This is a genomic window from Sodalis sp. RH14, assembly GCF_047324285.1.
Classification (GTDB): Bacteria; Pseudomonadota; Gammaproteobacteria; order Enterobacterales; family Enterobacteriaceae; genus Acerihabitans.
In genome coordinates, this window is the sequence record NZ_CP178739.1 from 5,659,721 (window position 1) to 5,682,345 (window position 22,625).

Consider the following 22,625-nt stretch of genomic DNA (forward strand, 5'->3'; position numbering starts at 1 on the left):
CATATTTTTATATTGTACTACAATCTGGATCACGTTTTAGACATGCCATGGGCGGCGAACGCCACGCGCATGGCCGGAAGATGGAAAAGCGGGGAGGATACACTGCTACGGTAAACCGCCAATGCCGCGCGGGCTACTTCCCGTCGTCGAACAGGCGATCGTAGACATGCTGCAGATGCAATTCCATGCACAGCCTGGCACGCGCGGCGTCGCGCTCGATAATCGCCTGGGCGATATCATTGTGATCGCGATTCATGGACAACGGAAAATCGTTATCGGCATAATGGCTTTCCAGCCGGACAAAACGCGAGCTTTTACGTTTGTTCCACAGATATTCCATCATATCGCGCAGCACTTCATTGCCGGTCATTTCACTGATCAGCACATGAAAACGCTTATCCTCGCGCAGGAATTTTTCATCGTTGACATGCAGTTGGGTTAAATCGTGGGTCACTTCCCGCAATTCGGCGCGTTGGTCATCGGTGCCGTTGCGCGCGGCCAGTTCCGCCATCGTTGACTCGAAGATTTGCCGCGCCTTGATCAGGGATTTCAGGCTGAACTCTTCATCGGCGTGGGGCTGGGAGAGTTTGGGCAAGGGATCGGCGACAAAAACGCCGTTGCCGGTGCGGATTTCCACCCAGCCGGTAATTTCCAGCGCAATCAGCGCCTCGCGGATGGAAGAACGGCTGACGCCGAGCTGTTTCGCCAGTTCCCGCTCGGCGGGAATCATTTCGCCTGGCTTGAACTGACCGGTATTGATACACCCGATCAGTAAATTGGAAATCTGCCGGTAAAGACGTTCAACTTTAAGCGTAGGTAATTCCATATTGCCTCCAGCGCAAAACCCGTATCGCCGGCACGTCAGCCGTTAAATTGGCGAGAGCTTAACACAGCGGCCGGGACGGCAAAAAAAATTAATCGCCGCGGATCTCAGCGCTTAAGACGATTAATGAGATCTGCATCACGGAAATCAACCAAATGTTAAGGAATAGTAGCCAGGTCCAGTGGCCTGACCACCAGACCTTCAGTCCTTTTCCCTGTAACCATCGTGAAGTGATTCTCTTACAGGGTCAATAAGACAACAAAAAAATCGCTGTTGAGGATCCTTGTATGCCCACCATTGCCCTAGATCAATTGCAGCCGCTGCAAAAAACGGCCCGGATCAAAAAGATCCAAACGGTCTCGCTGATTTTATTATTTATCGCCGGGATCATTAACTTTCTCGATCGCGGCTCGCTGTCCGTCGCCAACCAGGCGATCCGCGGCGATCTGGGATTATCCGCCACCGAATTCGGCGTCTTGCTGTCGGCCTTTTCGTTATCCTACGGCATAGCCCAATTGCCCAGCGGTATCCTGCTCGACCGCTTTGGCCCGCGCATCGTGCTCGGCGGCGGCCTGTTCTTTTGGTCGCTGATGCAGGCGCTGGCCGGTTCGGTGAATTCATTTTCCCATTTTATTATGCTGCGCATCGGCCTTGGCATCGGCGAAGCGCCGTTTATGCCCAGCGGTGTAAAGGTGATCGGCGACTGGTTCCATCCCAGGGAACGCGGCGTGCCGGTGGGCATATTCAATTCCTCCACCACCCTCGGGCAAGCTTTTGCCCCGCCGATCCTGGTTGCGCTCCTGCTGGCGTTCGGCTGGCGCACCATGTTTGTGATGATTGGCGTCGCCGGCATTGTCATCGCGTTATGCTGGTGCGTCTGGTATCGCAACCGTGAGCGCTTTCCGCTTACCGCCGAGGAGCAGCAATACCTGGATGCTTCCGCCACGCCGCGCAACGTCACCCGCCTGTCCTTCGGCGAATGGGGCGCGCTGTTTAAACGCCGCACGGTATGGGGCATGATCCTGGGTTTCAGCGGCGTGAACTATACCGGCTGGCTGTATTTGTCCTGGCTGCCGGGCTACCTGCAGGCCGAACGCGGGCTAAGCCTGGCCAATACCGGCTGGGTGGCGGCAATCCCCTTCCTGTTCGGCTCCATCGGCATGCTGGTCAACGGCGTGGTGGCCGACCGGCTGGCCAAGAAAGGCTATTCCCTGATTAAAAGCCGCAAGACGCTGATCTGCTTTGGCCTGGTGTGCTCCGCCGCCTGCACCCTGCTGGTGGTACAATCCACGTCCACCACCATGGCGGTGGCCTTTATCAGCCTGGCGCTGTTTTTTATCCATTTCGCCGGTACCTCCGCCTGGGGGCTGGTGCAGGTCATGGCGCCCTCGCGCATGGTGGCGTCGGTAAGCAGCATCCAGAACTTCGGCAGCTTTATCTGCGCCTCTTTTGCGCCAATTGTGACCGGCTGGGTGGTAGATACCACCCACTCGTTTAATCTGGCCTTGATTATTTGTTCATGCGTCACTTTCGCCGGCGCGTTATCTTATTTCTTTATCGTCAAAAATCCGATTGAAGAACAATCCGCTGCGTAGCCCTTTGCGGCTCAAAGCCCGGCTACGCACCGCTACGTTAAACAGCAAGGAGTGAATTATGGAACATACATGGCGCTGGTACGGCCCTAACGATCCGGTATCGCTGGACGACGCCCGCCAGGCGGGAGCCACCGGTATCGTTACCGCCCTGCACCATATTCCCAACGGCGAAATCTGGACCGTCGAGGAAATCAAGAAACGCCAGGCCATCCTGGCGGAAAAAGGACTGGTATGGTCGGTGGTGGAAAGCGTCCCGGTGCATGAGGATATCAAGACCCACACCGGCAATTACCGCCGGTATATCGCCAATTACCAGCAGTCCCTGCGCAACCTGGGCGCCTGCGGCATTGACACCGTTTGCTACAACTTTATGCCGATACTGGACTGGACCCGCACCGATCTGGCCTACCCGATGCCCGACGGATCCCGGGCGCTGCGCTTCGACGCTATCGCCTTCGCGGCGTTTGAACTGCATATCCTCAAGCGTCCGGGCGCCAAAGAGGACTATAACGCCGATGAGCAGCGCCTGGCGGCGGAGTATTTTGCCGCCATGAGCCAGGAACAAATCGACCAGCTGACCGCCAATATCATCGCCGGCCTGCCGGGCGCCGAGGAAGGCTACACGCTGGAACAGTTCCTGGAGCAGCTGGCGCGCTACGACGGCATCGATAAAGCCAAACTGCGCGAACATATGGCCGAATTCCTCAAGGCCATCGTGCCGGCGGCGCAGGAATCCGGCATCGTGATGGCGGTACACCCGGACGATCCGCCGCGTCCGATCCTCGGCCTGCCGCGCATTGTCTCCACCATCGAGGATATGCAATGGCTGAAAGAGACCGTCGACAGCATCAATAACGGCTTTTGCATGTGCACCGGTTCCTACGGCGTGCGCGCCGATAACGATCTGGTTAAGATGGCCGAAACCTTTGCCGACCGCATCCATTTTGCCCACCTGCGCGCCACCCGCCGGGAGGAAAACCCGAAAAGCTTCCACGAGGCCGATCACCTGGACGGCGACGTGGATATGGTAGGCGTGGTTAAAGTCATCCTGGCCGAAGAGCAGCGCCGGCGCAAACAGGGCAATACCCGCGCCATTCCCATGCGCCCGGACCATGGCCACCAGATGCTGGATGATTTAAAGAAAAAAACCAATCCCGGTTATTCGGCTATCGGACGGCTGCGCGGATTGGCGGAAGTGCGTGGCGTCGAGCTGGCGCTTAAGCAGACTTTTTTTAACGACTAAGGCGTATCACCGCTGAATGCCGCCCGTTCCCGACCGGGGGCGGGCGCTCTCCGTTCCACACGCCTCACGCGTCCAGCACGAGCTGGCGAATGGCCACCGCCACGCCGTCTTCCCAATTGGTTTTAGTGACAAACTGGCTGGCCGCCTTGATCTCGTCGATGGCATTGCCCATGGCGACGCCGGTGCCGGCGTAGTTAATCATCGCCAGGTCGTTGGCCTGATCGCCAATGGTCATGACCTCGTCCGCCGTCAGGTGCAGATGCTCCGCCAGCGCTTTAACGCCCTCGCCTTTATTAGCCTGTTTATTCAGCAATTCCAGATAGTATTCGGCACTTTTCATAATGGTGTAGCGCTCATACGCCTGCGCGGGAATGTGGCTAATCGCACGGTCCAGGATGGCCGGCGGGTCAATCATCATCACCTTCGGAAAGCGCATGGCGGGGTCCATTTCATCCACGCGGCGGAATTTAAACGGCATACCGGTTAGATAGGCTTCATGAACGGTATAAGGGCTGATATCCCGATTAGCGGTATAGAGGGTATCGAAGTCCAGCGCGTGAAAATGGACGTTCAGTTGTCGCGACAGCGCCTCCAGATAGCGGTAATCGTTGATATCGAGCGTGGTCTGCGATATGCATTCACCGTTTACCGTTTTCTGCACCAGGGCGCCGTTATTGGTGATGCAGTATTGTCCTTCGCCAAGCAGATTTAACTCCAGCAGATAGCGCTGCACCCCGATAAAAGGCCGGCCGGTGGCCAGCGCCACATAAACGCCTTTCTTTCGCGCCGCGTCTATGGCCTGCCTGACCGCCGGGGTGATCTCATGCTGCGGGTTCAGCAGCGTCCCGTCCATATCAATTGCTATCAGTTTTATCGCCATCTTATCCTCGTTATATAATATCATCACGACCTGAACACCGCCGTGGCGTACCGCTTTCAGATTAGCGCGCTAACGATATAATAATAGCTCAATTTGATGTTATAAAAATAGCAATTTATCACGCCGAATGCTGCGGGTTAAAGAATTCTCCGGCGCGTGGCATCTATATTCGGGGGTTCATTGCCGTGGATTTTTGATTGCTCGCATATCCTAACGCCCATTTGCGGCTATTCATTGCGACAGAATGGCTTTTTAATATTACCTCGATATCTTTGCGTTGGTTTTTTACCGCCAACCCTAAGGCTGTAAAGCCATTTTTTTCGGCGATATGTATATCAATTTCCTCACAGTCTAATAAATTCAACACCATTTTTGTTTCTCCCTTAACCACAGCCTGCATCAGGGCGGTAACGCCGAAGTTATTTTTACAATTTATAATAACATCAAGTTTATCCTTCACATAATCGTACGCATTATCGTCATTATGGCAGACGGCGGCATGAAGAAAGGTATTGCCATTTTTATCTTTATTAAGAGGGTTTACCTTTCCATTCATGAAATACCATTTATACAACGCAAAAATATTTTCTTCCATAAAATCATTTAAAACACTGTAACGATCGCCGCACCAGTCTAAACAAAAATTATTGAGCAGCAATTCCGACGGTGTATTGATAATAGCAAAGCGTAGTAGATCGTCGTCTAAAACGCCTTGAACCTTTTCCGAACACAATGCCACCAGGGTTAACGGCCCTCTAAAGACACTTTCGTACTCCACCCAAAAAAAACCATTAAATGATTTTACAATAATTCTACCAAAAATAAGAACATGCTTAATATGAAATACAATCTCTTTATTATTTTCCGCCGCCAATGCTTCCGCTAAAGCGCCATAAATAGCATCGGCATCCTTAAGTAAGAAGGGCCGATTGTTATCCACATTGCGCGCCAGGACAGTGTTGAGATCGACCGGCGGGCTCGATAATTGCGCAAATTTTTCCACCGCCTGATGACCGCGCTCGCTAAAATACCGCATCCCTTCAATGTCCAGGTGATGCCCCGGCTCATTAAGGATCTTCTCTATCCTATGGCGTATCATGTTGCCAATGTCTTTAATAACACTGACAATATCTACTGCCCGGTTAAGTTGTTCAAGCAAAGGCAAGAAATAAGGCTCCGTCTCGGATAGTATATACTTGCCGACAGTGTTATTTTTATATAAATATTGATATAACCAATTAGCTTTTGTCAAATGACCTTTGTACGCATTAATGTATTGCTTCCTTTTGCCATCATCAAAATATTGATGATGGCATGCGACATGTTGTGCCAGCATGGCGTTAATGATGTCGCACCTTCTGGTGTATACATGCCCGCTAACCGCTTTAAAGCCATCAATCGCCGAATCCGCAAGTAAGATGGCGGTCAAAACTTCCCCTACGTTTTTTTTCAAACTTTTGAAAATATCGCCAAACGAGTCTTTAATATGAACGTTTGCAATAGAAAAACAATTGGAATTTAACTGTCTAAACCTATGCAAACATTGGTTAAGATTGATGTACAGAAGCCTTTTTGATTCAGCACTGAAATTTTCATAATGATTTAATTTTTCGCAAAAACTGATGATATCTGTACGGAATTGATCATGGCACTCCAGAAGTTCCGCAATAGCGATTAAATCATTCTCTGTTTGCTTAATATAGTGTTTGAACGCGTCGCTCTTTTCAAAATTCTCATAACTGCCGTATTTTTCCGCCGTATAAGTTATTCTTTCCATCGGGTGATTCTGTTCCAGGGCTGAGTGTTCAGAGGCGGAAGGGGGGTAATAAACAGACGCTGTTATAACCTGCATAAGCTCTCCTGATGAGACATTTTAAATTAAACGGAAACGAAACAAATGATGCATTTTTAATTAATTTGACACGGTTAGACTGGTTGGAGATAAACGCAGATCTTACCCGTTTCATTATGATGTGCGTTACTAATAGTAAATACAAGATGTGATAGAACCCCAGATTGTTTCTTTTAAGGTTGTTGTTATATTATTTATTCTTTAATGCCCAGACAAAAAACAACCGCAGCATATAACGGATGCCAAAAAAAAACCCGTGCAGCCAAAGGCGCACGGGCATTTTATCTTTAGCATAATATCAGATATCGATATTGGCCGCCTTCAGGGCATTTTCTTCAATAAAGGCGCGGCGTGGTTCCACCGCGTCGCCCATCAGCGTGGTAAACAGCAGGTCGGCGGCAATGGCGTCCTTGACCGTGACACGCAGCATACGGCGGCTTTCCGGGTCCATGGTGGTCTCCCACAATTGCTCCGGGTTCATTTCCCCCAGGCCTTTATAGCGCTGGATAGCCAGCCCGCGACGGGATTCCTTCACCAGCCACTCCAGCGCCTGCTCAAAGGTGGTCACCGTCAAACGGCGTTCGCCGCGTTCCACAAAGGCGTCTTCTTCCACCAGGCCGCGCAGTTTTTCACCCAGGGTGCAGAGCTTGCGGTATTCGCCGCCATGGACAAATTCAAAATCAAGCACATAGTCGGTATCGACGCCATGGGTACGGATGCGCAGCACCGCCTCATACTGCTGACGCTCGCGGTTTTCACGAACTTCAAAACTGTAGTTGCTGCCGTGCTTTTCGTTCTGGTTCAAATCCGCCACCAGCGCGGCAATCCAGGCGGTCACGCGGTCCCGGTCGGCCAGATCCGCTTCATTGAGCGAAGGCTGGTAAATCAGGTGATTGAGCAGCGCGCGCGGGTAGCGGCGTTCCATGCGGCCAATCATTTTCTGTACCGCATAGTGTTCGGCCACCAGGCTTTCCAGCGGCGCGCCGGCCAGCGACGGAGCGTGCTCGTTGGTATGCAGGGCCGCGCCGTCCATCGCCAGGGCAATCTGGTATTGGTCCATGGCGTCATCGTCCTTGATGTACTGTTCCTGCTTGCCTTTTTTCACCTTATACAACGGCGGCTGGGCAATGAACACATGGCCGCGCTCGATGATTTCCGGCATCTGACGATAGAAGAACGTCAGCAGCAGGGTACGGATATGGGAACCGTCGACGTCGGCATCGGTCATAATGATGATATTGTGATAGCGCAGTTTATCGGGATTATATTCATCCCGGCCGATGCCGCAGCCCAGCGCGGTAATCAGCGTGGCCACCTCCTGGGAGGAGAGCATCTTGTCGAAGCGCGCTTTCTCGACGTTGAGGATCTTGCCCTTCAGCGGCAAAATCGCCTGGTTTTTACGGTTACGGCCCTGCTTGGCGGATCCGCCGGCCGAGTCCCCTTCCACCAGGTACAGTTCTGATAAGGCCGGATCGCGTTCCTGGCAATCCGCCAGCTTGCCCGGCAGGCCCGCCAGGTCCAGCGCGCCTTTGCGGCGGGTCATTTCACGCGCTTTGCGGGCTGCTTCACGGGCGCGCGCGGCGTCGATGATCTTGCCCACCACGATTTTGGCGTCGGTGGGGTTTTCCAGCAAATAGGCCACCAGACGCTCGTTCATCTGGGTTTCCACCGCGGTTTTCACTTCCGACGACACCAGTTTGTCCTTGGTCTGGGAAGAGAACTTAGGATCGGGCACTTTCACCGATACCACGGCAATCAGGCCTTCGCGGGCGTCGTCGCCGGTGGCGCTGACCTTGGCCTTTTTGCTGTAGCCTTCTTTATCCATGTACGAATTCAGGGTACGGGTCATGGCGGCGCGAAAGCCGACCAGATGGGTACCGCCGTCACGCTGCGGGATATTGTTGGTGAAGCAATAAATGTTTTCCTGGAAACCATCGTTCCACTGCAGCGCGATTTCCACGCCGATACCGTCTTTTTCCGTGGAGAAATAAAACACGGTGGGATGGATCGGGTTTTTATTCTTGCTCAGGTATTCCACAAACGCCTTGATGCCGCCCTGGTAGTGGAAGTGATCTTCTTTATCGTTACGCTTGTCCTTCAGGCGGATGGACACGCCGGAATTCAGGAAGGACAGTTCGCGCAGGCGCTTGGCCAGGATTTCATATTGAAATTCTACGTTATTGGTAAAGGTGGCGAAGCTCGGCCAGAAGCGGATGGTGGTGCCGGTCTGGTCTGTTTCACCGACCACCGCCAGCGGCGCCTGCGGAATCCCGCCCAGGTAGGTCTGCTCATGGACGCGGCCTTCGCGCCGCACTACCAGTTCCAGCTTTTCCGACAGGGCGTTGACGACGGAAATACCCACGCCGTGCAATCCACCCGACACTTTATACGAGTTATCATCGAACTTACCGCCGGCATGCAGTACGGTCATGATCACTTCTGCGGCGGAAATGCCTTCTTCTTCATGGATGCCGGTGGGGATCCCACGCCCGTCATCCTGGACCGATACGGAGTTATCTTCGTGGATTGTAACCACGATTTCTTTACAATGGCCGGCGAGGGCTTCGTCAATTGAGTTATCCACAACCTCGAATACCATATGGTGCAGACCGGTGCCGTCATCCGTATCACCGATGTACATCCCTGGGCGTTTACGCACCGCGTCCAGTCCTTTGAGTACTTTGATACTTGAGGAGTCATAAGAATTCGACATCAACGTTTCTCGCTCATTTTAAACTTCGGATTGAATACGTATTTTACCTTGTTCCACCTGGAACATCCTGCCCTTTTCGTCCGTAATATCACGGATTTGTTCAGCGCTCAGCGCGCTGACAAACACCTGTGCCCGGGTGGCTTTCAGGCGCTCCGCCAGTAACCGGCGCCGGCCGGTATCCAGCTCGGAAGCGAAGTCGTCTATCAGGTAGAGACACCGCCGCCCGCTCTGGCGGGTGAGAAATTCGCCCTGCGCCAAACGCAGGGCGCACATCAATAATTTAAGCTGCCCGCGCGAGAGGATATCCTCCACCGGCACCCCGTCGGCGCGAATGCGAAAGTCCGCTTTATGCGGGCCGGATGCAGTATAGGTCAAGGCCCGATCGCGCTCAAACTGACGCTCCAGCAGCTCGCCGTAATCGCTCTCGCGATCCCATCCGCGCTGGAAGCTGAAATCCAGCTGGAACTCCGGCAAAAACTGGGCGCAGGTGGCGGTGATATCCACCGCTATCGCCGCGCTGTAGTCGGCGCGCCATTGGCTAATCCTGGCGGTCAGGGGCACCAGTTCCTGATCCCAGGCGCGCAGCTGCGCGTACCGGCTGACCTGGCGCAGCGCCGCATTCCGCTGCCGGAGCAGGCGCTTGAGGTTGCTCCAGGCATTGAAAAAATCGGGATCGTGATGAAAGCACCCCCAGTCCATAAAGGCGCGACGGTATTTCGGCCCCCCGTTAAGCAGGGTGAATCCTTCGGGAGTAATCAGCTGCATCGGCAGCAGTTGGGCCAGTTCGGCGATTTTATGGCCGTCGCTGCCGTCGATGCGCACCCGGCTATCGCCCTGGCGGCTTTTACTTAAGCCCACCGAGGATTGGCGGTCGTCCGCCGTATTGCCGTCAATGCGGCCATGGAGGGTAAATTCCGGCTGCTCATGGCGGATAACGCGCCCAATCTGCAAACTGCGGAACGCCCGGCCGTGCCCGAGGGTGTAAATGGCTTCCAGCACGCTGGTCTTCCCGCTGCCATTGGCGCCGACCAGAAAATTAAAATCGGCCGCCAGGGCCAGATCGGCGGACTCGATATTACGAAAATCACGGATAAGCAGGCGGGACAAGGCCATTTAACACACTACCTTACCACATCTCTAGAGACGCATCGGCATAACAACATATGCTGCCGCCTGGCTGGCGCAGTCTTCGATCTGCACGCTGGACACCCCATCGGTAAGCAATAAACGGACGTTTTCGCTTTTCAGGGCGTTAAGCACATCCAGTACGTAGCTGACGTTAAAACCAATTTCCATCTCGGTTCCCTGGTAAACAACGTCCAGGATTTCCTCGGCTTCTTCCTGTTCGGGATTGTTGGCGGTAATTTTCAGCTGATCGGTGCTGAGGTACAGCCGCACGCCGCGGAATTTTTCGTTGGAGAGAATGGCGGCGCGGGCGAAGGCCTGCTTAAGCACATCGCAGCCCGCTTCCAGGGTTTTATCGGGATTTTTCGGCAATACGCGGCGATAATCCGGGAAGCGTCCGTCAACCAGCTTGGAGGTAAAGATATAATCACCGACGCTGGCGCGAATATTGTTGGTGCCTATCTGCAGTTTCAGCGGCGTTTCGCCGCCGTCCAGCATCCTGACCAGCTCCATGACCCCTTTACGCGGCACGATCACCGAATGGGTGGGCAATTGCTGGCCGACCGGCATCGAACACACCGCCAGGCGATGGCCGTCGGTGGCCACGGTACGCAACTCTTCGCCTTCGGTTTCAAACAGCATGCCGTTGAGGTAATAGCGCACATCCTGATGGGCCATGGAAAACTGAGTCGATTCAATCAGGCGCTTAAGCGTGGACTGGGGCAGGGTGAATTCGACATCGCTCTGCCAGTCGTCCAGATTGGGAAAATCGGTCGCCGGCAGAGTCGACAGCGAAAAACGGCTGCGCCCGGAGCGGATCAACATGCGATCGCTTTCCAATATCACCGTGATCTCCGCCCCATCGGGCAGGCCGCGGCAGATATCAAAAAATTTCCGCGCCGGCACGGTGGTCGCCCCCGGCTCATGGGGCTGGGACAGGGCCACTTTCGCCACCATCTCCATTTCCAGGTCGGTGCCGGTCAGCAACAGACTGTCTTCGGCGACCTGCAATAACAAATTGCCCAGGATCGGCAGGGTGGGACGGCCGCCCAGCGGGCTGCTGACCTGTTGCAGTGGTTTAAGCAGATGCTCTCGTTCAACGATAAATTTCATAGTTTAGGAAGATAATGTTCTGATTAAGTTGGAGTAATCTTCTTTGATATCGTGGCTCTCTTCACGCAGCTGCTCGATTTTCCGGCAGGCATGCAGCACCGTCGTATGATCGCGTCCGCCGAACGCGTCGCCGATTTCCGGCAGGCTATGGTTGGTCAGCTCTTTCGACAGCGCCATCGCCATCTGCCGCGGACGCGCCACGGAGCGGGATCGCCGCTTCGACAGCAGATCGGCCACCTTGATTTTATAATATTCCGCCACGGTTTTCTGGATATTATCGATGGTGACCAGTTTTTCCTGCAGCGCCAGCAGATCGCGCAGCGCCTCGCGCACAAAATCGATGGTAATGGCGCGGCCGGTAAAGTTGGCGTTGGCGATTACCCGGTTCAGCGCGCCCTCCAGCTCACGCACATTGGAGCGTAGCCGTTTGGCGATAAAAAAAGCCACTTCCCCCGGCAGGCGGATATCGTTCTCGTCGGCTTTTTTCATCAGGATCGCCACGCGGGTCTCCAGCTCCGGCGGTTCGATCGCGACCGTCAGACCCCAACCGAAACGTGATTTCAGACGATCCTCCACCCCGTTGATCTCCTTGGGATAACGATCGGAGGTCAGGATGATTTGCTGATTACCTTCCAAAAGCGCATTAAAGGTATGGAAAAACTCTTCCTGCGAACGCTCTTTATTGGCAAAAAACTGGATATCATCGATCAGCAGGGCGTCGACGGAGCGATAGTAGCGTTTAAATTCTTCAATGGCGTTGTTCTGCAGGGCCTTCACCATATCCTGCACAAAACGCTCGGAATGCATATACACCACCCGGGCATTGGCCTTACGCGCCATGATGCCGTTGCCCACCGCCTGCAGCAGATGGGTCTTGCCCAGGCCGGTACCGCCGTACAAAAACAGCGGGTTATAAGCGCCGCCGGGATTGTCCGCCACCTGCCGCGCCGCCGCGCGCGCCAGCTGGTTGGATTTACCCTCGACGAAATTATCAAAATTATGTTTCGGATTTAAATTTGAACGGTAGGACAATTCAGGCTGCACCGGCGAGCTGTCCCAGCTTGGCCGCGCGGGCCTGGGACGGGACGCCTGCACCGGCGCCTCGCTGGCATGGTTGACCGGCTGCTGATGGGCGACCACCACCGATAACGGCGGCTTGCTGCCGACTTCAAAACGCAGCAAAGGCGCATCGGTGCCGCAAAAATCGTTTAACAACCCATTGATATTATTCAGATATTTATCGCGCACCCAATCCAGGACAAAACGATTCGGAGCATATAGCGCCAGCGTGTTGTCGTTGAGCTCCGCCTGCAAAGGGCGAATCCACATACTGAATTCTGTGGCAGGTAATTCATCCTGTAGTCGGGCAAGGCATTGCTGCCAAAGCGAAAGTGACACGGCGGACTCCAATCGAACAAGATCAACAAAAGAAAAGAAACACAACTGTATGATTCAGGATCATCTTTTTGACACCGGCTACCGCGATGGCAGCCCGCGAACCGCCTTTAACGGTTTACCGCGACGAAATCCCCGGAGGATCCCCGTCAGGGACTGCGGATCATAACGCAAAGCGCGTCCAAGATCCTCCTCTTCTACACAGTTTTGATCCTTTTTATCCACAGGCTCCCAGGGGCGCGAAAGAGTGTAACCGATTCTCCATTCGCTGGATAAAATGTAACTCTTATATCAGTGAAATTAAGCATAGTCTGATTTCCGACCACTGCCCGCCGCCGCGGGATCCTAATAATAATGCGCTTGATCCCGGCAGATCCTTGCGCTTTGCCCCGGAACCCGTATAATTCTCAGCCCTACGCGTGACACCTGGTCAGCTTGTCTGGTTAAGTTTGATTTTCAGACGGGGTTGCCGGGATGGACACGGGTATCCAGGTGGGTAAAACGTGATGAGAATTGACTCAGGACTGTACAATTATTACAATCCCCGCCTCTTTGTCCTTTGATGCGATTGAGGCGTCGGTCTTTTTCACGCCGAGTAGCCAAACGCGTTTACTGTGAAGTCACACATTTGTTAGGTATAAATCGCTATGAAACGCACTTTCCAACCGTCCGTCTTGAAACGCAACCGTACCCACGGTTTCCGTACTCGTATGGCAACGAAGAATGGTCGTCTGGTTTTAGCACGTCGTCGTGCTAAAGGCCGTACACGTCTGTCCGTATCTTCTAAGTAATAAAGCTAACCCCCCCGGTGGTTAAGCTAGCATTTCCCAGGGAGTTACGGTTGTTAACTCCCAATCATTTTACTTTCGTCTTCCAGCAGCCACAACGGGCCGGCACGCCGCAAATCACCATCCTCGGCCGCCTGAATACGCTGGGGCATCCCCGCGTCGGTCTGACGGTCGCCAAAAAACATGTCAAACGGGCCCATGAACGCAACCGGATCAAGCGGCTTACCCGCGAAAGTTTCCGGACGCACCAGCACGCCCTGCCCGCCATGGATTTTGTCGTCATCGCCAAGAAAGGGGTGCAGGATTTGGATAACCATGCCTTGACGGAAGCGTTGGAAAAATTATGGCGCCGCCATTGTCGCCAGTCTCCTGGTTGTTAATCGGGTTGATACGCGGGTATCAACTGTTTATCAGCCCGTTGCTGGGATCTCACTGCCGGTTCCAGCCCAGTTGCTCGCAGTACGGTATTGAGGCGATACGCCGGTTCGGAATGTTAAAAGGCAGTTGGTTGACATTGAAACGCGTATTAAAATGCCATCCTTTGAACCCAGGTGGCGATGACCCCGTGCCGCCGAAAACCAACGATAACAGAGAACATTAAAGATGGATTCGCAACGCAATCTTCTTGTCATCGCTCTGCTGTTCGTGTCTTTCATGATCTGGCAGACCTGGCAGACGGACCACAATCCGCAGCAGCAGGCCGTCACGACAACGCAACAGACAGCGAACACGGCAACCGGTGACGCAGCAGTAACTCAGGGACTACCCGCCAGCGGGCAGGGGCAACTGATCAACGTGAAAACCGATGTGCTTTCACTGACCATCAATACCCGCGGCGGCGATATCGAGCAGGCCCATCTGCTGACTTATCCGGATAAACTGGGTTCCGATCAGCCGTTCCACCTGCTGGAAACCTCCCCCGAGTTTGTCTACCAGGCGCAAAGCGGCCTGACCGGCAAAAACGGCCCGGACAACCCGGCCAACGGCGAGCGCCCGCTGTATAACATCAACCAGGACACCTATGTGCTGGCCGATAACCAGGGCGAGCTGCGCGTGCCGCTGACCTACACCGGCGCCGACGGCGTGGTGTACACCAAGACCTTTATCCTGAAACGGGGCGACTACGCGGTGGGCGTCGAGTACGCTGTTAAGAACACCGGCGATAAGCCGCTTGAACTGGCCCTGTTCGGCCAGCTGAAGCAATCCGTCGATTTACCCAAGCATCGCGATACCGGCAGCAGCAACTTTGCCCTGCACACCTATCGCGGCGCGGCCTACTCGTCCAGCGACACCAAATATAAGAAATACAGCTTCAGCGATATTAAAGACGGGCCGCTGAGCATCAATACCCAGGGCGGCTGGGTAGCCATGCTGCAACAATATTTCGCCACCGCCTGGATCCCGGGCACCCAGGGCACCAATACGTTTTTTACCACCCATATGGATAACGGCCAGGCCGCGGTGGGGTTTAAATCCTCGCCGGTCACCGTTGCCCCGGGCGGTGAAAGCACCCTGGACGCCACGTTATGGGTCGGCCCCGAAATCCAGGACAAGATGGCGGCCATCGCCCCGCATCTGGATTTGACCGTGGACTACGGCTGGCTGTGGTTTATCAGCCAGCCGCTGTTTAAGCTGCTGAAGTTTATCCACAGCTATGTGGGTAACTGGGGCTTCTCGATCATCGTCATCACCTTTATCGTCCGTGGCATCATGTACCCGCTGACCAAGGCGCAGTACACCTCCATGGCGAAGATGCGCATGCTGCAGCCGAAGCTGGCGGCCATGCGCGAGAAAATCGGCGACGATAAGCAGCGCATGAGCCAGGAAATGATGGCGCTGTATAAATCCGAGAAGGTCAATCCGCTGGGCGGCTGCCTGCCGCTGGTGGTGCAGATGCCGATATTCCTGGCGCTGTACTATATGCTGATGGGCTCCATCGAGCTGCGCGGCGCGCCGTTTATCCTGTGGATACAAGACCTGTCCGCCCAGGACCCGTACTATATCCTGCCGATCCTGATGGGCATCACGATGTTCTTCATTCAGAAGATGTCGCCGACCACCGTCGCCGATCCGATGCAGCAGAAAGTGATGACCTTTATGCCGGTCATCTTTACGGTGTTCTTCCTGTGGTTCCCCTCCGGCCTGGTGCTGTACTATATCGTCAGCAATATGGTGACCATTATCCAGCAGCAGCTGATTTATCGCGGCCTGGAAAAACGCGGCCTGCACAGCCGGGACAAAAAGAAATAACCCCAGTCGGTTTTCCGGACGCTAAACCCTGCCAAGGCGGTCATCTGACCGCCTTGGTTTTTTTAAGCGCGCCAGCGGCGCGAAGAGAGAACAGTATGAGCCAAATGGATACCATCGTTGCCCAAGCGACGCCGCCCGGACGCGGCGGGGTAGGCATGCTGCGCGTTTCCGGGCCCATGGCCGCGGAGGTGGCGCGCCAGGTGCTCGGCACGTTGCCCAAGCCCCGTTATGCCGATTACCTGCCGTTTCGCGCGGTGGACGGCACCACGCTGGACCAGGGCATCGCACTGTTTTTTCCCGGCCCCCATTCCTTCACCGGCGAGGACGTGCTGGAGCTGCAGGGCCACGGCGGCCCGGTAATACTGGATATGCTGTTAAAACGCATCCTAGCCCTGCCAGGGCTGCGTATCGCCCGTCCGGGAGAGTTCTCCGAGCGCGCGTTTCTCAATGATAAGCTGGATCTGGCCCAGGCCGAGGCCATTGCCGACTTAATCGACGCCAGCTCCGAGCAGGCGGCCCGTTCGGCGGTAAACTCATTACAGGGCGTATTTTCCCAGCGCGTGCATCATTTGGTGGAAGCACTTACTAACTTGCGCATCTACGTCGAAGCGGCCATCGACTTCCCGGATGAGGAAATTGATTTCCTTTCCGATGGCAAAATCGAAGGCAGCCTTAACCGCGTCATGGACGACCTGCGCCAGGTGCGCTCAGAGGCCCGCCAGGGCAGCCTGCTGCGCGAGGGCATGAAGGTCGTCATCGCGGGGCGGCCCAACGCCGGCAAATCCAGCCTGCTGAACGCCCTGGCCGGGCGCGAGGCGGCTATCGTCACCGCCATCGCCGGCACTACCCGCGACGTGCTGCGCGAACATATCCTGCTCAACGGCATGCCGCTGCATATTATCGACACCGCCGGCCTGCGCGAAGCCGGCGACGAAGTGGAGCGCATCGGCATTGAACGCGCCTGGCGGGAAATCGAGCAGGCCGACCACGTATTGCTGATGGTGGACGGCGCCCGCACCGCCGTTAACGACCCAGACCAGCTGTGGCCGGAACTGATTGCCCGCCTTCCGCCGGCCATGCCGCTGACGGTAATCCGCAATAAGGCCGACCTGACCGGTGAAGCGCCGGGTATCACCGAAGTAAATGGCCACTCACTTATTACCCTTTCCGCCCAGTCCGGCGATGGCGTTGATCTGCTGCGCGCGCATTTACAGCAGAGCGTGGGCTTTAACGGCAGCCTTGAGGGCGGGTTCCTGGCCAGGCGGCGGCATTTGCAGGCGCTGGATATCGCTGGCGCGCATCTGGTACAGGGTAAAGAACAGTTAGTAAGTGCTTACGCGGGGGAGTTGCTGGCGGAAGAACTGCGGCTGGCGCAGCAGGCGCTGAGCGAAATTACCGGGGAATTCAGCTCGGATGATTTGCTGGGGAGGATATTTTCGAGTTTTTGTATCGGGAAGTGAGAACGGAAAGGTAATCTTGGAAAAAATAACATCTTTTGCTTTGTTGGACGCCATCATGTCAACACCCGCTATCCCTCTCAAAATCGACGACAGGCTTAAAACGCGTGTCAAAGAGTGGGCGGATGCACGCGAGAGTTTTAAGCGGGAAGCCATCGACTCTTGGCATCACTACCAGGAGAGCGGTTTGCATCTGACCGGTGATGAAATCAACGCCTGGCTGCGTGATTGGGGAATAGAAGCGGGCAAGGATAGTCCTGAATGCCACAACTCATCATCGCAGAGCGAACCGCAACCCCGTTAATTCGCCGCCGTAAGTTTATTACCCGAAAATAAATTTTTAAATCAATTACATATAAATTTTTTAGCTTCTGTAAGAGGGGACGCCCACGCTATGGCGTATTTGCTGCGCGAGTTCGCTCACTGCACGTGGAAGCTGTCCTTTCGCGTGGTAAAGATTAATGGCGAACGGGGGAAGTTTGGGCAGGTTCTCGCCAAAGGGCAGGATGCTGAGATCGTTCGGAACGGTCGAGGCCAGCCACACCGTTACCGCCAAATCAGCCTGAACCGTGGCCCGTGTCGCATCAATGCTGCCGCTCTCGAACATCGTTCGCCAGGCAAGATCGCATGCGCTGAGCGCCTGCAAAACAACGGGGCGAAAAGCGCAGGTTTCCGCGACCATGGAAACCGGAAGCGGGTTCTTAAGATACGCCGCGCCGCCCTTCGCGCCGACCCAGACCAGACGATCCACCGCCAGGCATTCTCCCCCCGACGTCCCGACCGGCTCCTCGATCAGGGCGAGATCTATTGCGCCATCAGTAATGGCGGTCAACAGTTCAGGGGAAGCAAGACAAACAAGTTTGATATCCACCTGCGGATACGCTTGCGAAAAAGCCTTCAGGATCGGAGGTAGCCAGGTTCCGACCAGATCATAAGGCGCGCCAAGGCGGACGAGGCCATCTATGGGTCCTTCCGCCATCTCGGCCCACAGCTCGTCATTCAAAGTGATAAGGCGCCTTGCCTTTGCCAGGAACCGCTCTCCGTTTGAGGTCAGGCGAAGAGCTCTGTTCTGACGTATAAATAATGCGCCGGATAAGTCCTCCAGCCGGGCAATCTGCTGGCTGACCGCGCTCTGCGTAAGATGCAAAGCATTACCGGCCGCTGTCATGCTGGCGTGATCGGCGACGGCGACGAAGGTGCGAAGTAGAACGATATCGAGATTGCGAGCCATGGCATGCATTATGACTTGTAATGCATGCCATGCACAATATGAGATTCAATTATGCATGGCGCCGCGATAGAGTTCCCCAATACGTTTGAGATGCGTGGGGAGAATTGCATGTCCATCGCTGAGTTTTTGCCATTGGTTCTGTTTGTCATGGTCTCGACGATAACGCCGGGCGGCGCCACGACGTTAGCTACCGCGTCCGGCGCCCATTTTGGCTATCGCCGCTCCTTGCCATTGATGTGCGGAATCGCGGTGGGTCTTGCCGCCATGGCCGCCGGTGCCGCTGCCGGACTAGGAAGCGTTATTTTGGCGTTTCCATCTCTCCAGCTTGCCATGAAGCTCGTCGGCACCCTTTACCTGTTATGGCTCGCATGGAAAATGGCGCGCAGCGGCCCGCCACACCTGCATTCGAACATTGCCAGGCCCACGGGATTCTTCGGCGCGGTCTGGCTGGTCTGGCACAACCCGAAAGGCTGGGCGATGACCTTAGGCGCCGCCGCCTCCTTCGCCTCGCTGGCGGCCGGGCCAATTCATCTCGCCCTCACCCTCGGAGGTTCGTTCGGGCTGGCGGCGATCCTTTCCCTGTCCCTTTGGTGCATCGCCGGCTTGCTACTCGCCCGCCTGCTTCGGACAGATACGCAATGGCATGCGCTCAACGCTTTATTGGGCATTCTGCTCGCTGTGTCCATTATTCCGATGTGGCTAGAATGAATAATACTCTTCGCCTTGAGCGGCGCGGCAAAACACGAGCGGAATAACACTGTCTGTGTTACCGATGAAGAAATGACAAACCCACTAAAATCAAAAAAGCCGATCGAACGACGAAAGTCAGCTATTAAATAATGGCATTATCGCATTAATTTAAAAAATAATTATCAAACATACAGGAGCGCGCGCATAGACGTTTCATTAAAATGCGCACCTCCCCACAAATTGATATCGGCCTCCCTCCCCCCGCAATGGCGTTTATATCCTGTATACCATAACGCCGCTACAGTACGCCGATGAAAACATTCCCCACACCCCATGATTCGTTATTCAGGCAATTTTTTAGCGATATCGGCGTCGTAACCGATTTCCTGCACATACATTTGCCGCCGGTGCTGCGGGAAATGTGCGACTTAGGGACGCTGGCCATCACCTCCGGCACCTTTATCGAGGACGATATGAGCACACAGTGCTGCGATATCCTTTACAGCCTGCGTACCACGGCGGGAGCGGGGTATATCTATTGCCTGATTGAGCATCAGTCCAGCGCCGATGAGATGATGGCGTTTCGCCTTCTACGCTATAGCGTGGCGGCGATGCACCGCCACCTTGCCCAGGGCAATAACACGCTGCCGCTGGTGATACCGCTGTTGTTCTACCACGGGACCCGCAGCCCCTATCCCTACAGCACCCGCTGGCTGGACGGCTTTCACGACCCGGCGTTGGCGCAGGCGCTGTATTGTCAGCCGTTTCCCCTGGTGGATGTGACGGTTATCCCCGACGATGAAATCAAAACCCACCGTAAAGCGGCGTTGCTGGAGTATGTACAAAAGCATATCCGGGACAGGGATATTAACCTTCGGCTGCGGGATATCGCCTTATTGCTGGAGTTGGCGCCTCCCGGCAAAGAGCTGGTGGTATGCCTGATGCACTACCTGGCGCAGGAAGCGAATAGCCTTGACCCGGAGATTTTTTTCCGTAATCTGGGAAGAAATACGCCACGCTACAAGGAGGAGATGATGACCATCGCAGAGCACTGGGTATTGAAAGGACGACAGGAAGGACGAAATGAAGGACGCAGCGAGCGAGATAAAGAAATCGCCCGTAACATGCTGGCCATGGGCCTGGATCGGGCCACGGTATCACAGGTTACCGGCTTGGGCGACGCGGAACTTGATGCCCTGGCGGACGCCGGGGCATAAAAGCGACATTTCCGCCCCGGGAACATGCCGCCAGCAGTCTGCCGCTGCCTCTTGATACAACTTATCATGGCGGCTCAATAACGTGAAAACGCCCCACGACCTATCCAGTAGTAAGATAAGCACAAGCCGCGTTTAGCCGCCGACCGCCCTACTGCTCCAGCAGCGCGACATCTTCCGCCGATAGCCGCACTTCGGCTGCCGCCAGATTTTCCCGCAGATGCGCCGGCGACGACGTGCCGGGGATAAGCAAAATATTCGGCGAGCGCTGCAACAGCCAGGCCAAAGCCACCTGCATGGGGGTGGCATTCAGCCGGCGCGCGACATCATTGAGCGCCCCGGATTGCAGCGGCGAAAATCCGCCCAGCGGGAAAAACGGCACCAGGGGAATACCCTGGGCGGCAAGCGTATCAATGAGGGCGTCGTCCTGGCGATTAGCGAGATTATAGAAATTCTGTACACAGGCGATGGGGGTGATCTTCCGGGCATCGTCTATCTGCGTTGGCGTGACGTTACTCAGGCCGATATGGCGAATCAGGCCGCGCTGCTTTAACTCGGCCAGCGCGGTAAGCGGCGCTTCCAGGGAGCCTTCCACCGGATGCTGAATATCCAGCATACTGCGCAGGTTGACCACCTCGATCACATCCAGCCCCAGATGACGCAGGTTATCTTCGACCGCTTGAGTGAGCTCTTCCTTTGAAGAGGCCGGATGCCAACCCCCCTTGTCATCCCGGCGCGCGCCTACCTTGGTCACAATACACAGATCGGCGGCATAGGGGTGGAGCGCGTCTTTGATCAGCCGGTTGGTGATGTGCGGCCCATAAAAATCGGAGGTATCAATATGGTTGACGCCGGCGGCCACCGCGTCTTGCAGCACACGCAGGCACATGGCGGGATCCTTGGGTGGGCCGAATACGCCCGGCCCCGCCAGTTGCATGGCCCCATAGCCGATACGGTTGACCTGGCGGTGGCCGAGTTGATAAGTGCCGGCGGCGGTGTTGTTGTTTGTCATAGTGGCTCTCCTGTGCAATATATCCACCATTGTAGGCGCTGCGGTCCTGTGCGACTATAGGGTTAAATAGAGACGGGCTGTGCGGGATTCTGGACAATGCAAATCGATCTTGGGCTGCTGAACGCGGTAATGGCAGTGGCCAAAGCCGGCGGTTTCCGGGAAGCGGCCCGGGCCATCAACAGCAATCCCTCGCGCCTGAGCGATGCCGTGCGCCGCGCCGAGCAGCAGCTCGGCGTGCGGTTGTTTAATCGCACCACCCGTTCCGTGGCGCTGACCGCCGCCGGAAAGATGTTATTGGATCGGTTGCTGCCGGCAATGAACGAAGTGGAATCGGCGCTTGACGCCGTCAACGCCTTTCGCGATACCCCCAGCGGCACCCTGCGGCTGAATGTGCCCGTCAGCGCGGTGCGTTTGGTCTTACCCGGCATCATCCCGGCGTTTCTGGCCCGATATCCTGAAATACAGCTCGAAATAATGGCAGACAGCAATGTGGTGGATATCTTTTCCGCCGGCTGCGACGCGGGCATACGCTACGACGAAAAGCTGGAGCAGGATATGATTGCCGTCCCCATCGGCCCCAGGCGACAGCGTTTTGCCGTCGCCGCGGCGCCCGGCTACCTTGACCGCCGGGGCCGGCCGGCGCATCCCCGGGACCTGCTGCGCCACGCGTGCCTGCGCGGTAAATATGCCAGCGGCATCATGCCGGAATGGGAATTTGCCAAAGATGGCGAAAGGGTCAGGGTGCAGCCCTCGGGACCGCTTATCGTAAGCGTAGGGGCGGCGGTGGATCTGGCGGTGGAAGCGGCGGTGGCGGGCATCGGGGTGATCCAGCTGTTCGAAGAGTGGCTGCGTCCCCATCTCGCCAGCGGCGCGCTGGAGCCGATACTGGAATCCTGGTGGACGGATTTTTCCGGTCCTTATCTGTATTACCCGGACCGGCGGCTGGTGCCGGCGCCGCTGCGCGCCTTTATTGATTTTATTCGCGAGTAGCAACAGTAACTCTATATAGCGACATAATAAGTCAGACCATTCATTAATAAAAATTGATATTTAAGAGACTAAAGAATAAATTTATTTAATAAACAGCCGCCCGTTTAATATTAATTGTGCTTTTACCGGCAAGCACCGTCCCCGTTCAACCAGGCTCACCGAAAAATATCCGGCTAATTAATTATTACACTCCTGTTAATAAGCTGACCGATCTCTCATTGATAACGGCATGAGGCTGTTATTATTAGGTTACT

20 protein-coding genes are annotated in these 22,625 nt (G+C 55.3%); 11 read left to right on the forward strand and 9 right to left on the reverse strand.

Annotation, left to right across the window (positions count from 1 at the left end):
• Positions 1-133: 133 nt before the first annotated feature.
• Positions 134-826, reverse strand: coding sequence for a FadR/GntR family transcriptional regulator (locus ACL2XQ_RS25730; RefSeq protein ID WP_410012942.1), 693 nt, complete (start codon positions 824-826; stop codon positions 134-136).
• 284 nt (positions 827-1,110) lie between these two features.
• Between ACL2XQ_RS25730 and ACL2XQ_RS25735 the strand changes: the two genes are divergently transcribed.
• Positions 1,111-2,418, forward strand: coding sequence for an MFS transporter (locus ACL2XQ_RS25735; protein ID WP_410012941.1), 1,308 nt, complete (start codon positions 1,111-1,113; stop codon positions 2,416-2,418).
• A gap of 58 nt (positions 2,419-2,476) precedes the next feature.
• The gene (gene uxuA / locus ACL2XQ_RS25740) at positions 2,477-3,661 is read left to right on the forward strand and encodes a mannonate dehydratase (RefSeq protein ID WP_413739842.1); all 1,185 of its coding nucleotides are present in this window, start codon (positions 2,477-2,479) and stop codon (positions 3,659-3,661) included.
• A gap of 64 nt (positions 3,662-3,725) precedes the next feature.
• On the opposite strand, the gene yidA is transcribed toward uxuA, so the two are convergent.
• The 6 genes from yidA to dnaA form a co-directional block, all read right to left on the reverse strand.
• Positions 3,726-4,541, reverse strand: a complete 816-nt coding sequence (gene yidA / locus ACL2XQ_RS25745; protein ID WP_413723517.1) for a sugar-phosphatase — start codon at positions 4,539-4,541, stop codon at positions 3,726-3,728.
• Between the two features lie 163 nt (positions 4,542-4,704).
• Entirely contained in the window at positions 4,705-6,393 is a 1,689-nt protein-coding gene (locus ACL2XQ_RS25750) for an ankyrin repeat domain-containing protein (RefSeq protein ID WP_413739843.1), read from the reverse strand.
• 298 nt (positions 6,394-6,691) lie between these two features.
• On the reverse strand, positions 6,692-9,106 hold the full coding sequence (gene gyrB / locus ACL2XQ_RS25755; RefSeq protein ID WP_410012937.1) for a DNA topoisomerase (ATP-hydrolyzing) subunit B: 2,415 nt from the start codon (positions 9,104-9,106) through the stop codon (positions 6,692-6,694).
• A gap of 18 nt (positions 9,107-9,124) precedes the next feature.
• Positions 9,125-10,219, reverse strand: coding sequence for a DNA replication/repair protein RecF (gene recF, locus ACL2XQ_RS25760; RefSeq protein ID WP_410012936.1), 1,095 nt, complete (start codon positions 10,217-10,219; stop codon positions 9,125-9,127).
• Between the two features lie 24 nt (positions 10,220-10,243).
• On the reverse strand, positions 10,244-11,344 hold the full coding sequence (gene dnaN / locus ACL2XQ_RS25765) for a DNA polymerase III subunit beta (RefSeq protein ID WP_410012935.1): 1,101 nt from the start codon (positions 11,342-11,344) through the stop codon (positions 10,244-10,246).
• Between the two features lie 3 nt (positions 11,345-11,347).
• Positions 11,348-12,742, reverse strand: coding sequence for a chromosomal replication initiator protein DnaA (dnaA, locus tag ACL2XQ_RS25770; RefSeq protein WP_413721713.1), 1,395 nt, complete (start codon positions 12,740-12,742; stop codon positions 11,348-11,350).
• A 644-nt stretch (positions 12,743-13,386) separates the two neighbouring features.
• Here dnaA and rpmH point away from each other — a divergent pair.
• The 6 genes from rpmH (at position 13,387) to ACL2XQ_RS25800 (ending at position 17,538) form a co-directional block, all read left to right on the forward strand.
• Positions 13,387-13,530, forward strand: a complete 144-nt coding sequence (gene rpmH / locus ACL2XQ_RS25775) for a 50S ribosomal protein L34 (RefSeq protein ID WP_162368595.1) — start codon at positions 13,387-13,389, stop codon at positions 13,528-13,530.
• Between the two features lie 17 nt (positions 13,531-13,547).
• On the forward strand, positions 13,548-13,907 hold the full coding sequence (gene rnpA / locus ACL2XQ_RS25780) for a ribonuclease P protein component (protein WP_162368594.1): 360 nt from the start codon (positions 13,548-13,550) through the stop codon (positions 13,905-13,907).
• A complete protein-coding gene (yidD, locus tag ACL2XQ_RS25785; protein ID WP_410012933.1) occupies positions 13,871-14,128 on the forward strand; it encodes a membrane protein insertion efficiency factor YidD in 258 nt (85 codons plus the stop codon). Before rnpA ends, yidD begins: the two co-directional genes overlap by 37 nt.
• Positions 14,129-14,130: 2 nt before the next feature.
• Entirely contained in the window at positions 14,131-15,777 is a 1,647-nt protein-coding gene (gene yidC / locus ACL2XQ_RS25790) for a membrane protein insertase YidC (RefSeq protein ID WP_410012932.1), read from the forward strand.
• 95 nt (positions 15,778-15,872) lie between these two features.
• Positions 15,873-17,237, forward strand: coding sequence for a tRNA uridine-5-carboxymethylaminomethyl(34) synthesis GTPase MnmE (mnmE, locus tag ACL2XQ_RS25795; RefSeq protein ID WP_413721714.1), 1,365 nt, complete (start codon positions 15,873-15,875; stop codon positions 17,235-17,237).
• 16 nt (positions 17,238-17,253) lie between these two features.
• Entirely contained in the window at positions 17,254-17,538 is a 285-nt protein-coding gene (locus tag ACL2XQ_RS25800; protein WP_410012930.1) for a CopG family transcriptional regulator, read from the forward strand.
• Positions 17,539-17,598: 60 nt separating this feature from the next.
• Here the strand turns inward: ACL2XQ_RS25800 and ACL2XQ_RS25805 are convergent, their stop codons facing one another.
• Entirely contained in the window at positions 17,599-18,465 is an 867-nt protein-coding gene (locus ACL2XQ_RS25805; protein ID WP_410012929.1) for a LysR substrate-binding domain-containing protein, read from the reverse strand.
• Positions 18,466-18,573: 108 nt separating this feature from the next.
• Here ACL2XQ_RS25805 and ACL2XQ_RS25810 point away from each other — a divergent pair, with 108 nt between their 5' ends.
• Both ACL2XQ_RS25810 and ACL2XQ_RS25815 read left to right on the forward strand, forming a co-directional pair.
• The gene (locus ACL2XQ_RS25810; RefSeq protein ID WP_410012928.1) at positions 18,574-19,173 is read left to right on the forward strand and encodes a LysE family translocator; all 600 of its coding nucleotides are present in this window, start codon (positions 18,574-18,576) and stop codon (positions 19,171-19,173) included.
• A gap of 293 nt (positions 19,174-19,466) precedes the next feature.
• Positions 19,467-20,372, forward strand: coding sequence for an Rpn family recombination-promoting nuclease/putative transposase (locus ACL2XQ_RS25815; protein ID WP_413721717.1), 906 nt, complete (start codon positions 19,467-19,469; stop codon positions 20,370-20,372).
• Between the two features lie 148 nt (positions 20,373-20,520).
• Here the strand turns inward: ACL2XQ_RS25815 and ACL2XQ_RS25820 are convergent, their stop codons facing one another.
• Entirely contained in the window at positions 20,521-21,381 is an 861-nt protein-coding gene (locus ACL2XQ_RS25820) for an aldo/keto reductase family oxidoreductase (RefSeq protein ID WP_410012925.1), read from the reverse strand.
• Between the two features lie 96 nt (positions 21,382-21,477).
• On the opposite strand from ACL2XQ_RS25820, the gene ACL2XQ_RS25825 reads away from it, so the two are divergent.
• A complete protein-coding gene (locus tag ACL2XQ_RS25825; protein WP_413721718.1) occupies positions 21,478-22,371 on the forward strand; it encodes a LysR family transcriptional regulator in 894 nt (297 codons plus the stop codon).
• Positions 22,372-22,625: the final 254 nt, after the last annotated feature.